Raw genomic sequence first — 12849 nt, 5'->3', positions numbered from 1 at the left:
TCGGAGCGTTTATTCATGCTTGTCGCAATTGCGATTTTTATCTTCACCATCGTTTTGGTCATCTGGCAGCCCAAAGGCTTGGGCGTTGGCTGGAGCGCAACCATGGGCGCGATCCTGGCCCTGGCGTGCGGGGTGATCAGCCTGGCGGATATCCCGGTGGTGTGGCACATCATCTGGAACGCCACCGGCACCTTTGTTGCGCTGATCATCATCAGCCTGTTGCTCGATGAGGCCGGGTTCTTCGCCTGGACCGCGTTGCATGTGGCGCGTTGGGGCCGAGGGCGTGGCCGGCGCCTGTTCGCCTATATGGTGCTGCTCGGTGCGTTGGTGTCGGCACTGTTTGCCAACGACGGCGCAGCGTTGATCCTCACGCCCATCGTGATGTCGATGCTGCTGGCCCTGCGCTTTTCCCCGGCGGCTACCCTGGCCTTCGTGATGGGCGCGGGGTTTATCGCCGACACGGCGAGCTTGCCGCTGGTGGTGTCGAACCTGGTGAACATCGTCTCGGCGGATTATTTCAAGATCGGCTTCAATGAGTACGCGGCGGTGATGGTGCCGGTGAACGTCGTCAGCGTTGCAGCAACCCTGGCAGTGCTGCTGTGGTTCTTCCGCCGCGACATTCCACAGGCCTATGACCCGGCCGACCTGGAAGACCCGACCAGCGCCATCCATGACCGTGCGACCTTTCGCGCCGGTTGGTGGGTGCTGGGTATTTTGTTGGTCGGCTGTTTCGCCCTGGAGCCGCTGGGCATTCCCATCAGTGCGATTTCCGCCGTGTGCGCTGTGCTCCTGCTGGTGATCGCCGCCAAGGGCCACAAAATCTCCACGCGCAAAGTGCTGAAAGACGCCCCGTGGCAAATCGTGATTTTTTCTCTGGGCATGTACCTGGTGGTCTACGGCCTGCGTAACGCCGGGTTGACCACCTACCTGGCGACCTGGCTCGACACCTTCGCCACCTACGGCGTGTGGGGCGCAGCCATGGGCACCGGCGTGCTGACCGCGCTGCTGTCGTCGGCGATGAACAACTTGCCGACGGTGCTGATCGGCGCGCTGTCCATCGAATCCAGCCATGCCGTGGGCGTGGTCAAGGACGCGATGATCTACGCCAACGTCATCGGCAGCGACCTGGGCCCGAAAATCACCCCGATCGGCAGCCTGGCCACCTTGTTGTGGCTGCATATCCTCGCGCGCAAAGGCATCACCATCACCTGGGGTTACTACTTCAAGGTCGGGATTGTACTGACCTTGCCCGTGCTGTTGATCACCCTGGCCGCACTCGCTTTGCGCCTGAGCATTTGAAGGAAATAGCCATGAAGGTCCTGTTCATGTGTACCGCCAATAGCTGCCGCAGCATCTTGTCCGAAGCGGTATTCAACCATTTGGCGCCGCAGGGCTTCGAAGCGATCAGCTCCGGCAGCTTCCCCAAGGGCCAGGTGCTGCCGCGCAGCCTGAGTACGCTGCAGGCGGCGGGTATCAGCACCGAAGGGCTGTACAGCAAGGGCAATGATGCCTTTGAAGGCAGCCCGCCGGACGTGGTCATCACCGTGTGCGACAAGGCGGCCGGGGAAGCCTGCCCGGTGTATTTCGGGCCGGCGGTTAAAGTGCACTGGGGGTTGGAAGACCCGTCGGATGCCCAGGGTGACGAGGCGAGTGTGCAAGCGGCATTCGACACCACCCTGGCGATCATTGCCACGCGTTGCCGGGCGTTTTTTGCCGTGCCTTTTGCCGAACTCAGCCCGGCTGAACTCAAAGCGGAACTCGTCCGTATTGCGGGCTATCAGTAAACCTCATTTACAGTGTTTCTGTTTAATCGCCGCCGCCATGGAACGGTGTGGATTCGCGTCCGGATGCCAGCGTATGCTTGCGCACTTTCCTGAAAGGACGCGGGCATGCTGACGATTTTTTTCTACGCACTGGTATTCGGTTTCGTGTTTTGCCTCTCCCCCGGCGCGGTACTGGCGGAGACCCTGCGCCGTGGTTTGCTCCATGGCTTCACCCCGGCGCTGCTGGTACAGGTCGGCTCGCTGGTGGGCGACGCCGTGTGGGCAGTCATTGGCCTCACCGGTATCGCCCTGCTGATTCAGCATGATGCCGTGCGTGTGCCGCTGACTGTCGTATGCGCGCTTTACCTGGCCTGGCTGGGCGTGCGCAGTTTGCTCGATGCCTGGCACTTGCCCGCAACGGACACCGCACCGGCCAGCTCCGGGCAGAACGCGCTGGCAGTGGGTGCGGCGATTTCCCTGGCTAACCCGAAGAACATTGTCTACTGGGGCGCGCTGGGCAGCGCCTTGTCCGGCATCGTTGGCGCAACGCCGAGCCATGGGCAAACCCTGATGTTTTTTGCCGGGTTCATGTTGGCGTCGGTGCTCTCGTGTTTTCTGATCGCAGCGTTGGTCAATCTGTTACGCAAGAACGCATCGCCGCTGTGGCAGCGCATCAGTTACGGTGCGTGTGGCGTAGTGTTGATCTATCTGGCTGTTCTGGCGGCACAGGGTATATGAAGTTATATACCTCGCAAGTTGCTGCGCGCTTATCTGAATGAACTCTGAACACGGGTTAATTTAATTAATCATGCGTTGACATTTTGTAACCGTCTGAGTAGATTGCCCGTGCCCGCAACTGGGGCCTTTTTTAAACCTCACAAAAGAAGCCAATGGACACAGTATCTAGTCGCTGTCCGAGCACCGCATTAGCGGGCATCGGGCGCCAAACCCAGAATATGACAGGACTCGCCTTCCAGGTCCGGTAAGCTGCGCTAGAGCTTGATGCTCCACCGTAACTGCCTCACCGGTCGCCCGTCCGGTCCCGAGGTGTGTTATGACCTTCCAACTCCTTGTTTTGCCCGATGTACGTACGCTAGCCGCAGCCCTGCGTGCCAAGCTGTGCCGCGAGCCTGTGGGCTTTTCGCCTACTCGCACCGCCTTTGCTGCACCCTCTTCCCAACTGCGTCCGGCGCCCCCGCTGGCGCACTGGCGTGTCTGCCCTGACAGCGGTCAACTGCTGCAGCACTGGGACCACGCCGACCCTCAAGACCCGCAGAGACCTCAGGTTTCCACCCTGGCTCAAGCCAGCGTGCTGCTCGGTGTTTACCTGAGCCTGCGCGCCGCTTAAACCGGCTGGAAACAGCAACTTTCTGATTAACAGTCTGGAGTTCTTTATGAACACGTCCAGTAGTAGCCCGCTGCGCGTTAGTTAACTAACGCGCGTCTGGCGGGCGCTGTAGAAGTTATGTGAACACCTTATTTAAACCGATCGCGAAGTCCGCGGCTCGGCATGCTTTCGCTCGCCTGTATTCAGGTAAGTACCGGGTATGTTTTGTCGAGAATTGGCGACAGGAGTACAGACAATGAGCGCCGTAAAAAACACGCCTCTGCACAAGAAAAATGGCACCACCACCGACACCAAACTGTCGATGCGTGCCGCCCGTGAAGCCCAGAACGGCCTGCAAGCCACCCTTGCCAATGTGCGAGCGACCCAGGACGGCCTGACCGAACTGGACGCCTCGGCGCGCCTGCAACGTGAAGGCTACAACGAAGTGGCCCATGACAAGCCGCCTCACGCCATCATTCAGTTCCTGCAAGCGCTGAACAACCCCTTCATCTACGTATTGCTGACCCTGGGCGGCATCAGCTTTGTCACCGACTATTGGCTGCCGTTGCAGGCCGGTGAAGAAGTTGACCTGACCAAAGTCATCATCATCATGACCATGGTTCTGCTCAGCAGCTTGCTGCGCTTCTGGCAGGAACACCGTTCGGCCAAATCCGCCGAAGCCCTCAAGGCCATGGTGCGCACCACCGCCACCGTATTGCGCCGCGAGCAAGTCGGTGCACAGCCGACGCTGCGCGAAGTGCCGATGCGCGACCTGGTGGCCGGCGATATTGTGCAGTTGTCGGCCGGCGACATGATCCCGGCCGATATCCGCTTGATCGAATCCCGCGACCTGTTTATCAGCCAGGCCGTACTGACCGGCGAAGCCTTGCCGGTGGAAAAGTACGACACGCTGGGTGACGTCACGCAGAAATCCGCGTCCTCGCTGGCCGCCGACCAAGGCAACTTGCTGGATCTGCCAAACATCTGCTTCATGGGCACCAACGTGGTCAGCGGCCGCGCCAGAGCGGTGGTGGTCGCTACCGGGCCACGCACCTACTTTGGCTCGCTGGCCAAGGCGATTGTCGGTTCGCGGGTGCAGACCGCGTTCGACCGTGGGGTGAACAGCGTCAGCTGGCTGTTGATTCGCTTCATGCTGGTGATGGTGCCCATCGTGTTCCTGCTCAATGGCTTCTCCAAAGGCGATTGGGGCGATGCGTTCCTGTTTGCCCTGGCCGTGGCCGTGGGCCTGACCCCGGAAATGCTGCCAATGATCGTCAGTGCCAACCTGGCCAAGGGCGCAACTGCCATGGCCAAGCGCAAAGTGGTGGTCAAGCGCCTGAACGCGATCCAGAACTTCGGTTCGATGGACGTGCTGTGCACCGACAAGACCGGCACCCTGACCCAGGACAAGATCATCCTCGAACACCACGTCAACGCCTTCGGCCAACGTGATGATGCGGTGCTGTCCCTGGCCTGGCTCAACAGCTACCACCAGAGCGGCATGAAAAACCTGATGGACCAGGCCGTGGTGCAGTTCTCGGAACACAACCCCAAGTTCCAGCTGCCATTTGCCTACAGCAAGGTCGATGAGTTGCCCTTCGACTTCGTGCGCCGTCGCCTGTCGATCGTGGTCAAGGACGCCGCCGGCGACCAGTTGCTGGTGTGCAAAGGTGCCGTGGAAGAGATGCTGAGCATTTCCACCCATGTGATGGAAGATGGCGCAGCGGTGCCGCTGGATGATCGTCGCCGTGATGAGTTGCTGGCGCTGGCCAACGACTACAACGAGGACGGTTTCCGTGTGCTGGTGGTCGCCACCCGCAACATTCCTAAAGCACTGGCACGCCAGCAATACACCACCGCCGATGAGCGCAACCTGGTGATCCAGGGCTTCCTGACCTTCCTGGATCCGCCGAAGGAAACCGCAGGCCCGGCGATTGCTGCGCTGCAACAAATCGGCGTGGCCGTGAAAGTGCTGACCGGCGACAACGCCGTGGTCACCAGCAAAATCTGCCGTCAGGTTGGCCTCGAACCCGGCCAGCCGCTGCTCGGCGTAGAAATCGAAGCCATGGACGACGCAACCCTGCTGCGCCGCGTGGAAGAGCGCACAGTGTTTGCCAAGCTGACGCCGCTGCAGAAATCCCGTGTGCTCAAGGCGCTGCAAGCCAACGGTCACACGGTCGGCTTTCTCGGCGACGGCATCAACGATGCGCCGGCGCTGCGCGATGCCGACGTGGGCATCTCGGTGGACAGCGGCACCGATATCGCCAAGGAGTCGGCCGACATCATCCTGCTGGAAAAGAGCCTGATGGTGCTGGAAGAAGGCGTGCTCAAGGGTCGCGAAACCTTCGGCAATATCATGAAGTACCTGAACATGACTGCCAGCTCCAACTTCGGCAACGTGTTCTCGGTGCTGGTGGCCAGTGCGTTCATCCCGTTCATGCCGATGCTTGCGATCCACCTGCTGCTGCAAAACCTGATGTACGACATCTCCCAGCTGGCCTTGCCGTGGGACAAGATGGACAAGGAATACCTGGCCAAGCCGCGTAAGTGGGATGCGAAAAACATCGGCCGCTTCATGATCTGGATCGGGCCGACCTCGTCGATCTTCGACATCACCACCTTTGCGCTGATGTGGTACGTGTTTTCCGCCAACAGTGTGGAAATGCAGACCCTGTTCCAGTCCGGCTGGTTTATCGAAGGGCTGCTCTCGCAAACCCTGGTGGTGCACATGTTGCGCACCCGCAAGATCCCGTTCTTCCAGAGCACGGCTGCCTGGCCGGTGTTGATGATGACCGCCATCGTCATCGGGCTGGGGATCTATGTGCCCTTCTCGCCGCTGGGCACCCTGGTGGGTCTGGAGCCGTTGCCACTGGCGTACTTCCCTTGGCTGGTCGGCACCCTGCTCGCCTACTGCTGCGTGGCACAACTGATGAAAACGATCTACATCCGCCGCTTCAAGCAGTGGTACTGATCACCCGCCTCTGAAAACGGTGGTCGTCGCCCGGCGGCCACCGTGCAACACAAGGACTCTGACTATGCGCGTGTTGATCTGTGCAGGTCGTCATTACGCCGACACCAAAAAGTCCCGCCAAGTGCTGGACGCTTACCACCGCCTGCGCCCGGTGCAGGTATTGATTCACGGCGGCAACCAGTTCCTCGGCAGTGACATTGAGGAATGGGCGCGGGAAATCGGCATCGACGTGGTGCGCTACCCGCCCAATTGGCAACGCCACGGCAAGCAGGCGGAACGCCAGCGCAACCATTTCATGCTGTTTGACAGCCGCCCCGACGTGGTCATCGCCCTGCCGGGCGGTGACGACACCTCGGAGTTGGTCTGCCAGGCCAAAGCCAGCGGCATTTCGGTGCTGACCGTAGAAAGCTGAATTCAAGCGAGGTGCATCATGCACAAAAAACACACTCCTCTGCGTCAGGACGGGTTTGCCAAATACCGTGCCCGTCACTATCGCGGCGCTCGCCATACCCTGTTGCTGCTGCCACCGGCCAAGCGTCGCGCACTGCAACGTAACCTGACGTTTATCGGCGTGACCCTGGGCCTTATTTTGCTCATCGCGCTGTTATCCAAGGCCCACGCGGCCGGTGGTGCCTACGTGGTGGACGACGGCGCGGTCAACGCACCCGGCGAATGCAATGTGGACGCCTGGTACACGGCCGATCGGCATCAGGGCAACGTCCATAACGAGACATTGAACCCGGCCTGCACCTTCAGTGCATTGCCGTCGGTGCAGTGGAGCGCTGCACTGTCGCGTGCCAGCCAGGCAGGCGACGCTGAAACCCAGGTCAGCCCGCAGGTAAAGGCCCAAGTGTGGTCTCGGGATGACCTGGGGCTGCAAATGGCGGTGTCGGCCACGTCGCATTTTGCGTTGGACCGCCAACATGCGTTCGACGGCGCGGATCTGAATGTGCCGTTAACCTGGCAACCCGTCGAAGCGTTGCGCCTGAACGTCAATGGTGGCTGGACACATGCCTATAACGGCGGTGAGCAGAATCATCGGCTGACGTGGGGGACCGGGTTCGAGTATCAACTGGCGGACGCGTTGACGCTGATCGGTGAGCGCTACGGCCAGGAAGGCGGCGACCAGGCCTGGCAGGCCGGGCCGCGCTTTCATGTGGGCAAACTGGTCGATGTGGATGTGGTGGTTGGGCAAAGCCTGAGCGGCGACCGGAATCAGTGGCTGACCACCGGTGCTACGGTGCGTTTCTAGTTTGAGTGGTGTGGATCAAAAGAACGCCTCGGACAACCTGTGGGAGCGGGCTTGCTCGCGAATGCGTTGGGTCAGTCAGCTCATTTGTTACTGGCCCAACGCATTCGCGAGCAAGCCCGCTCCCACATTTGGATCTCATTACATCAGGTCGCTGTTGTGGTGCTTCGCCCCTCTAGGCTTTAGCCTGCTGCTCCAGGTTCAGTTGCAACTGCGGGTCAATCTGCAACTGCCCTGCCAGTTCATCCAGGTATTTGCGCTCCGCATCCTGTTGGTCGTTCACCAGTAGCACGCTGGCCAGGTAGATCTCCGACGCCAGCGCCGGGTCACTTGCATACTCGGCAAAATCCGCCGCATACAGAGGCTTGACGGCCTCGGCAGCGATCCACTGCTGCAACTGCGGGTCATCGGTGTGGCGAGCCATCTCGGCGGAAATCATCTGTTGCTCCTGCGCATCGATGTTGCCATCTGCCTTGGCCGCAGCGATCAGCGCACGCAACAACGCATGGCTATGGGCTTGCGCTTCGGCGCCGTCCAACTGATCCACCGTCTGGATGGCTTGCTGCGGCGCAGTTGCCTGCTGGCGTTGCCAGGCCTGATACGCCTGAAACGCCGCCATCCCCAACGAGGCCAGCGCCGCGTAGTTCATCCCACCGGAGCGCGCCTGCGTCGTACCACCGCTGGGTGCGCCGCCCAACAAACCGCCGAGGCCGCCGAGTAACCCACCCAAACCGCCGCCCGCCGAGGCGTTGCCGCTGCCGGTGCCTTTCAATAAGCCGCCGAGCAGCCCGCCCAGGCCACCGCCTGAGGCCGCGCCGCCTTTCTGCCCGGCGCGCAACAGCTGTTCGAGTAGATCGCTGGTATTCATGGTTTCACCCTCCCAGGGCGCAATAATGGCGTTCAACAACCATAGCCCGCTGCCGTGGGAACACCATGACCGCCGGGCGGGCACGCTTTATGATGGCGACATCGCGCCATTGAGAGAGAAACCACGTGAACCGCATCGAACACATCGCGTTGATGGCCAACTACAACCAGTGGATGAACCGCAAGGTCTACGCCGCCGCCGGCAAACTGACAGACGCCGAACTGGCGGCGGACCGCCAGGCGTTCTTCGGCTCGATTCTCGGCACCCTCAATCACCTGGCGCTCGGTGATACCGTCTGGCTCAAGCGCTTTGCCCAGCACCCGGCAGGCTTTTCGGCGCTGGCGCCCTTAAGCGCTATCACCACACCCGTCGACCTCAAGCAGCTGGCGTTTGCCGACATCCGCGAGCTGTCGACCCATCGCGCCTGGCTGGATCAACTCATCATCGACTGGGCCCAGAGCCTGCGCGAGCCCGACCTGGATCATCACCTCAGCTACCAAAACATGCGCGGTGTCGCGCACAACAAGCCGTTCTTCGGCCTGCTGGTGCATTTCTTCAACCACCAGACCCACCACCGGGGCCAGGCAACCACGTTGCTGACCCAGGCGGGCGTGGATGTGGGCGATACCGACCTGCTGGCGCTGATCGACTGAGTTCAGCGCGCGTTGAACGCGGCGTAGGCCTGCATCAAGCGCGGGAAGTCTTGCGGTTCGGGTAATTGCGCGAAACTTTCGACGGCGGGCGTGGAGGCCCACGGCAGCTTTTCGCTGGTCCAGGTTTCCATGAACGGCACGTAGTCGTGGGCGTTATCCAGCAAGGTTGCGCGCACATTGACGAACTCGTCGATGCCATGGGGGCGCGTAAACAGCCAGCTCATGCAGTGCGGGCAGCAATAATGCCGGTCCACGCCGTGCAAACCGCCAATCACCGGGCAGCCCTGGGTGACGGTGAAGCCACTGGCGGGAATCAGGACGCTGAGGGAGAACGCGCTGGAGGTCATTTTCTGGCAGCCGCTGCAATGGCACGCCATGGTGATCACCGGCGGCAGGCTGACACTGAAACGCACCCGGTTACAGCGGCAACTGCCTTCCAGCGGCAGGGTTTCGAGGCTCATCATAGATTCCTTTTTTATACTTGTGACCGCACAGGGTAGCGTGAACCCGCGCGGGGGCAAAACCGAACGCTGCGCCGCGCCTGGGGTCGTAACCATAAGGCGCCGGGGTTAATTGCCCCGCCCTGCTCGCGCCACCGCTGCTGTTGGAGGCGCGTACCCCCATAAGAAGGAGACGCTTACATGGTCACTCACTTCAAGGTCGCCGGCCATTTGGCCTGCGGCCACCACGGCACCAACCTCACCTCCAGCACCGAGCTGAACCGAGTCAAATGCCGTACCTGCCGCAATACCGAAGCCTATAAAGAAGCGCGCCGCACCCAGCGCAATGCCGCTCGCCGCTCCGCGCGCAAAACCAAGACCCACACCTCCATCGACTGGCGCAGTGCGTGGACACAACGCCTCACCGACCTGCCTGGGTTGCAGCGTTTGCCACGCGGGTTCAGCGGGCAGGCGTTTGTCTGAGCTATTCGGCTTTTGAAAAGATATTCACCAGGTTCTCATCGGGATCCTGGAGCAGCGCGGACGTATTACCCCACGGCATCTTCGTCGCGGGCATCACCACGTTCGTGCTGCTGACCCGGCTGGCAACAGCCGCCACATCCAACACTTGAAACTCCAGGATCGCCGACCGATTGCTCGCCGCGACTGCCAGCCCGTGGTTATGCAGGCGGATCAAACGCTCATCGCTGATCGCCAGAACGACACCCTCGAAGTGCACCTCGGCGAAGCCTTCCGCCAAATGCCGGGGCGCGATGTCCGAGAGGTTTTGATAGAACTGGACGAGTTGCTCAAACTGCTGGGTGACGAGACGGACAGAGGCAAATTTCATAACGGGGCCTGGCTTGAAAGTGAAACCGCACTCTATTTCACACCCGCGTCAGTTCCTGGCAGGAGCGTTTCACCCCGTATCAAAAACCTCGCCACAGCGGCAGGTTCCCCATGTAGATCACTGATCCTGCAAGATTTTTCGGATTTTATTGAATGCGACAAACTCATGCTTTCACCTTGCATCCAAGCGCCTGGGTCTATATATTCCCAACCCTGCTGCACCGCGCTGCCGCCCGAATGGCGAAACTGGTAGACGCATGGGACTTAAAATCCCCCGCTCGTAAGGGCGTGCCGGTTCGATTCCGGCTTCGGGCACCATAGATATCAAGGGCTTGCATGATTAACCTCATGCAGGCCCTTATCTTTTTGCGCCCCGCAATTCTCCATTTGCCCGGTTGTTCCGGCGCTCGCCAGGCGATAGCACGTCCCCCGAATCATTCAAACGCGCCGAGTCGCGCCACCAATGCCTCAAGCACCACGCGTAGCTTGGGCAACACCTGGCGACTTTTAACCCAGGCCAAGGTGATCTCAAACCCTTCAGTCGCCAGGTGCGGCAGCACTTCCACCAATGTCCCTTGTTGCAGTTGCTGCTCGATCAGCCACGAGGGCAATTGGACGATTCCGCAGTCTGCCAGCGCGGCCATCACCAGCCCTTCACCATTGCCCACCACCAGCTGCGGCGCGACTGGCCTGCGCAGCGTCTCGCCCTGCTCACCGGTGTAGCGCCAGGGGCTGATGCGCCCATCAACCCAGCCATAGGCAATGCACTGATGCTGTTCAAGGTCGCCCTCCGACAACGGTGTGCCATGGCGAGCCAGGTACGCTGGCGATGCGCAAAACACATGCCGCTCGCGCGTGAGCAGCCTGTGCCCAACCGTCTCCGGCCAGGCATCCGCACCGCCGATACGCACCACGATGTCGACGCCAGCCTGAAACGGCTCGATAAGGCCGTCAGAGAACGTGATGTGCGGTATCACCAACGGATAGTCCTTCATCCATTGCAGCAGGATCGGCAATACCTGCACGCGTCCGAATGCGCCCGGTAAATCAATGCGCACTCGCCCACGCGGCTCAGTGCTTTCGCTGTGCAGTGACAACTCGGCTTCTTCAAGGTCGGCCAACACCCCGCTGCAGGTGCGCAGGAACGCCGTGCCGGCGTCGGTCAGCGCCAATCTGCGCGTCGTACGTTGAAACAGTCGCGCGCCCAGGCGTTTTTCCAGCCTGGCGATGCTTTTACTGATGGCAGAGGCCGTCAGGTGCATCTTCTCGGCCGCCGCCGCGAAGCTGCCGCTCTCCGCGACGCAAACAAACACATCGATACCCTTCAAGCGTTCGGAGGCAAACATTGACGTTCCTTATTCATGAATTCAGTTCCTTTCATTCGATAGAAAGCATCCTAAATCAGAATTCACCTCACCAGTAAGCTGTGTGACTTGCACCTTATGAATGGACGATGAGGCCCGAATGCTCGCCACGCTGAAAACCTACCCCGCCACCCTTAACCTGCTGCTGTCTGCGTCACTGGTATTAACCCTCGCGCGCGCAATCACCCTGCCCTATTTGGTGATTTACTTGTCGGGCAACTTTGGCTTGAGCATCGCCGATATCGGCCTGGTGATCGGCAGCACGCTGATCATCGGCTCGCTGTTGAGCCTGTATGGCGGCTTTCTGGTCGACCGAATCTCCAGTTACCGGCTGATCCTCACCTGCTGCGGCGTGTTCGCGCTGGGGTTTCTCGGCGCGTATGGCGCATCCGCGCTGTGGCTGTTCTACCTGTGCCTGGTGTCGATCAACCTGGCGTATGCGGTCATCGATATCACCGTGAAAGCCGGGTTTGGCAGCCTGCTGCCTGTGGACCAGCGCAGCGAAGTGTTTTCGATCAAATACACGCTGACCAATATCGGCTATGCCATCGGCCCGTTTCTCGGCGAAGGCGTAGCCGCCCTCGACATCAGCCTGCCGTTTTTACTCTCGGCGGGTCTGGGTGCCGGGTTCTTTTTTGTCTACTTCGTGTGGGGCGACCGAGGCTTGGTGGCTGGCGAAGCAAAGCATAAACCCGCGCCATTCCTGGCCGTCGGCACACTGCTGCTGCGCGATTACCGCCTGGTGTGCTTCACCCTCGGCGGGGTGTTGAGTGCGGTGGTATTCGGCCAATTCACCGCGTACCTCTCGCAGTATTTGATTGTGACCACCACGCCCCACGCGGCCTATCGAATTATCAGCAGCGTAGTGGCGACCAATGCCCTGATGGTCATCAGCCTGCAATACAGCATTGGCAAACGCATTTCCCGTCGACACCTGAACCTGTGGCTGGCCGGTGGGCTCAGCCTGTTTATCGTCGGGCTCGGCGGCTTCGCCCTGTCGACCACGTTGGTGCTGTGGATGGTTTCCATGGCGATTTTTACCCTGGGCGAAATCATCGTCTTCCCGGCCGAATACATGTTCATCGACAACATTGCACCGAGTCATCTGAGAGGGATGTATTACGCGGCGCAGAACTTGAGCAATGTCGGCGCTGCGTTAGGGCCAGTGCTGTGTGGAATCGTGCTGGCGACGCAGCCGGCTCACTACATTTTCTACATGTTGGCGCTGTTTATCATCGCCGGTGGGTTGCTTTACGGGTTGGGGGTTGCTCTTTCAGGCAAGGAAACGGCTCAAGAGGCGGGGTGAGCACACATTGAGCGCTTCGGTAGGATTTTACCGTTGGCTGCTGCTCGACATTCCCGCCG

Annotated in this window: 14 protein-coding genes and 1 tRNA gene; 11 read left to right on the top strand and 4 right to left on the bottom strand. The window is 60.4% G+C overall.

The features are described 5' to 3' along the window. Positions 1-15 precede the first annotated feature (15 nt). The 7 genes from L8I05_RS06140 to L8I05_RS06110 all read left to right on the top strand — a co-directional run bounded on the left by L8I05_RS06140 (position 16) and on the right by L8I05_RS06110 (position 7313). The gene (locus tag L8I05_RS06140) at positions 16-1299 is read left to right on the top strand and encodes an arsenic transporter (protein ID WP_242167589.1); all 1284 of its coding nucleotides are present in this window, start codon (positions 16-18) and stop codon (positions 1297-1299) included. 11 nt (positions 1300-1310) lie between these two features. Then, a complete protein-coding gene (locus L8I05_RS06135; RefSeq protein WP_242167588.1) occupies positions 1311-1784 on the top strand; it encodes an arsenate reductase ArsC in 474 nt (157 codons plus the stop codon). A 105-nt stretch (positions 1785-1889) separates the two neighbouring features. Then, positions 1890-2501, top strand: coding sequence for a LysE family transporter (locus L8I05_RS06130; RefSeq protein ID WP_242167587.1), 612 nt, complete (start codon positions 1890-1892; stop codon positions 2499-2501). Positions 2502-2817: 316 nt separating this feature from the next. Beyond that, a complete protein-coding gene (locus L8I05_RS06125) occupies positions 2818-3111 on the top strand; it encodes a hypothetical protein (protein WP_177018922.1) in 294 nt (97 codons plus the stop codon). A 235-nt stretch (positions 3112-3346) separates the two neighbouring features. Next, positions 3347-6061: a magnesium-translocating P-type ATPase gene (gene mgtA / locus L8I05_RS06120; RefSeq protein WP_242167586.1), complete on the top strand. Its 2715-nt coding sequence runs from the start codon at positions 3347-3349 to the stop codon at positions 6059-6061. Positions 6062-6125: 64 nt separating this feature from the next. After that, a complete protein-coding gene (locus L8I05_RS06115) occupies positions 6126-6473 on the top strand; it encodes a DUF2493 domain-containing protein (RefSeq protein WP_242167585.1) in 348 nt (115 codons plus the stop codon). Positions 6474-6491: 18 nt separating this feature from the next. Further along, the gene (locus L8I05_RS06110; RefSeq protein WP_242167584.1) at positions 6492-7313 is read left to right on the top strand and encodes a hypothetical protein; all 822 of its coding nucleotides are present in this window, start codon (positions 6492-6494) and stop codon (positions 7311-7313) included. 172 nt (positions 7314-7485) lie between these two features. On the opposite strand, the gene L8I05_RS06105 is transcribed toward L8I05_RS06110, so the two are convergent. Beyond that, the gene (locus L8I05_RS06105) at positions 7486-8178 is read right to left on the bottom strand and encodes a DUF533 domain-containing protein (protein ID WP_242167583.1); all 693 of its coding nucleotides are present in this window, start codon (positions 8176-8178) and stop codon (positions 7486-7488) included. A gap of 125 nt (positions 8179-8303) precedes the next feature. Between L8I05_RS06105 and L8I05_RS06100 the strand changes: the two genes are divergently transcribed. Further along, complete coding sequence (locus L8I05_RS06100) at positions 8304-8831, top strand: DinB family protein (RefSeq protein WP_242167582.1); 528 nt, start codon at positions 8304-8306, stop codon at positions 8829-8831. A 2-nt stretch (positions 8832-8833) separates the two neighbouring features. Here the strand turns inward: L8I05_RS06100 and L8I05_RS06095 are convergent, their stop codons facing one another. After that, positions 8834-9292, bottom strand: a complete 459-nt coding sequence (locus tag L8I05_RS06095) for a GFA family protein (protein ID WP_242167581.1) — start codon at positions 9290-9292, stop codon at positions 8834-8836. 180 nt (positions 9293-9472) lie between these two features. On the opposite strand from L8I05_RS06095, the gene L8I05_RS06090 reads away from it, so the two are divergent. Next, positions 9473-9754 (top strand): hypothetical protein, encoded by a 282-nt coding sequence (locus L8I05_RS06090; protein ID WP_242167580.1) that lies wholly within the window; start codon positions 9473-9475, stop codon positions 9752-9754. Position 9755: 1 nt separating this feature from the next. Here L8I05_RS06090 and L8I05_RS06085 read toward each other — a convergent pair whose 3' ends face one another. Continuing rightward, positions 9756-10121: a VOC family protein gene (locus tag L8I05_RS06085; RefSeq protein ID WP_242167579.1), complete on the bottom strand. Its 366-nt coding sequence runs from the start codon at positions 10119-10121 to the stop codon at positions 9756-9758. A gap of 230 nt (positions 10122-10351) precedes the next feature. On the opposite strand from L8I05_RS06085, the gene L8I05_RS06080 reads away from it, so the two are divergent. Further along, a tRNA-Leu gene (locus L8I05_RS06080) sits at positions 10352-10438 on the top strand. A gap of 116 nt (positions 10439-10554) precedes the next feature. Here L8I05_RS06080 and L8I05_RS06075 read toward each other — a convergent pair. Next, entirely contained in the window at positions 10555-11466 is a 912-nt protein-coding gene (locus L8I05_RS06075) for a LysR family transcriptional regulator (RefSeq protein WP_242167578.1), read from the bottom strand. A gap of 118 nt (positions 11467-11584) precedes the next feature. Between L8I05_RS06075 and L8I05_RS06070 the strand changes: the two genes are divergently transcribed. Continuing rightward, positions 11585-12790 carry an MFS transporter gene (locus L8I05_RS06070; protein WP_242167577.1) on the top strand — a complete coding sequence of 402 codons (1206 nt, stop codon included), beginning with the start codon at positions 11585-11587 and terminating at the stop codon, positions 12788-12790. The last annotated feature ends 59 nt before the right edge of the window (positions 12791-12849 follow it).

This window comes from Pseudomonas sp. MONT-RG-20F-20-E-7-02 (assembly GCF_022662395.1).
In the GTDB taxonomy this organism is placed as follows: Bacteria; Pseudomonadota; Gammaproteobacteria; order Pseudomonadales; family Pseudomonadaceae; genus Aquipseudomonas.
This window is presented reverse-complemented; position numbering and strand designations above follow the sequence as displayed.

Bases quoted from the DNA above. Each gene is read 5' to 3' on its own strand.
- L8I05_RS06140 (WP_242167589.1), top strand. From the start codon at position 16: ATGCTTGTCGCAATTGCGATTTTTATCTTCACCATCGTTTTGGTCATC.
- L8I05_RS06135 (WP_242167588.1), top strand. From the start codon at position 1,311: ATGAAGGTCCTGTTCATGTGTACCGCCAATAGCTGCCGCAGCATCTTG.
- L8I05_RS06130 (WP_242167587.1), top strand. From the start codon at position 1,890: ATGCTGACGATTTTTTTCTACGCACTGGTATTCGGTTTCGTGTTTTGC.
- L8I05_RS06125 (WP_177018922.1), top strand. From the start codon at position 2,818: ATGACCTTCCAACTCCTTGTTTTGCCCGATGTACGTACGCTAGCCGCA.
- mgtA (WP_242167586.1), top strand. From the start codon at position 3,347: ATGAGCGCCGTAAAAAACACGCCTCTGCACAAGAAAAATGGCACCACC.
- L8I05_RS06115 (WP_242167585.1), top strand. From the start codon at position 6,126: ATGCGCGTGTTGATCTGTGCAGGTCGTCATTACGCCGACACCAAAAAG.
- L8I05_RS06110 (WP_242167584.1), top strand. From the start codon at position 6,492: ATGCACAAAAAACACACTCCTCTGCGTCAGGACGGGTTTGCCAAATAC.
- L8I05_RS06105 (WP_242167583.1), bottom strand. From the start codon at position 8,178: ATGAATACCAGCGATCTACTCGAACAGCTGTTGCGCGCCGGGCAGAAA.
- L8I05_RS06095 (WP_242167581.1), bottom strand. From the start codon at position 9,292: ATGAGCCTCGAAACCCTGCCGCTGGAAGGCAGTTGCCGCTGTAACCGG.
- L8I05_RS06090 (WP_242167580.1), top strand. From the start codon at position 9,473: ATGGTCACTCACTTCAAGGTCGCCGGCCATTTGGCCTGCGGCCACCAC.
- L8I05_RS06085 (WP_242167579.1), bottom strand. From the start codon at position 10,121: ATGAAATTTGCCTCTGTCCGTCTCGTCACCCAGCAGTTTGAGCAACTC.
- L8I05_RS06075 (WP_242167578.1), bottom strand. From the start codon at position 11,466: ATGTTTGCCTCCGAACGCTTGAAGGGTATCGATGTGTTTGTTTGCGTC.
- L8I05_RS06070 (WP_242167577.1), top strand. From the start codon at position 11,585: ATGCTCGCCACGCTGAAAACCTACCCCGCCACCCTTAACCTGCTGCTG.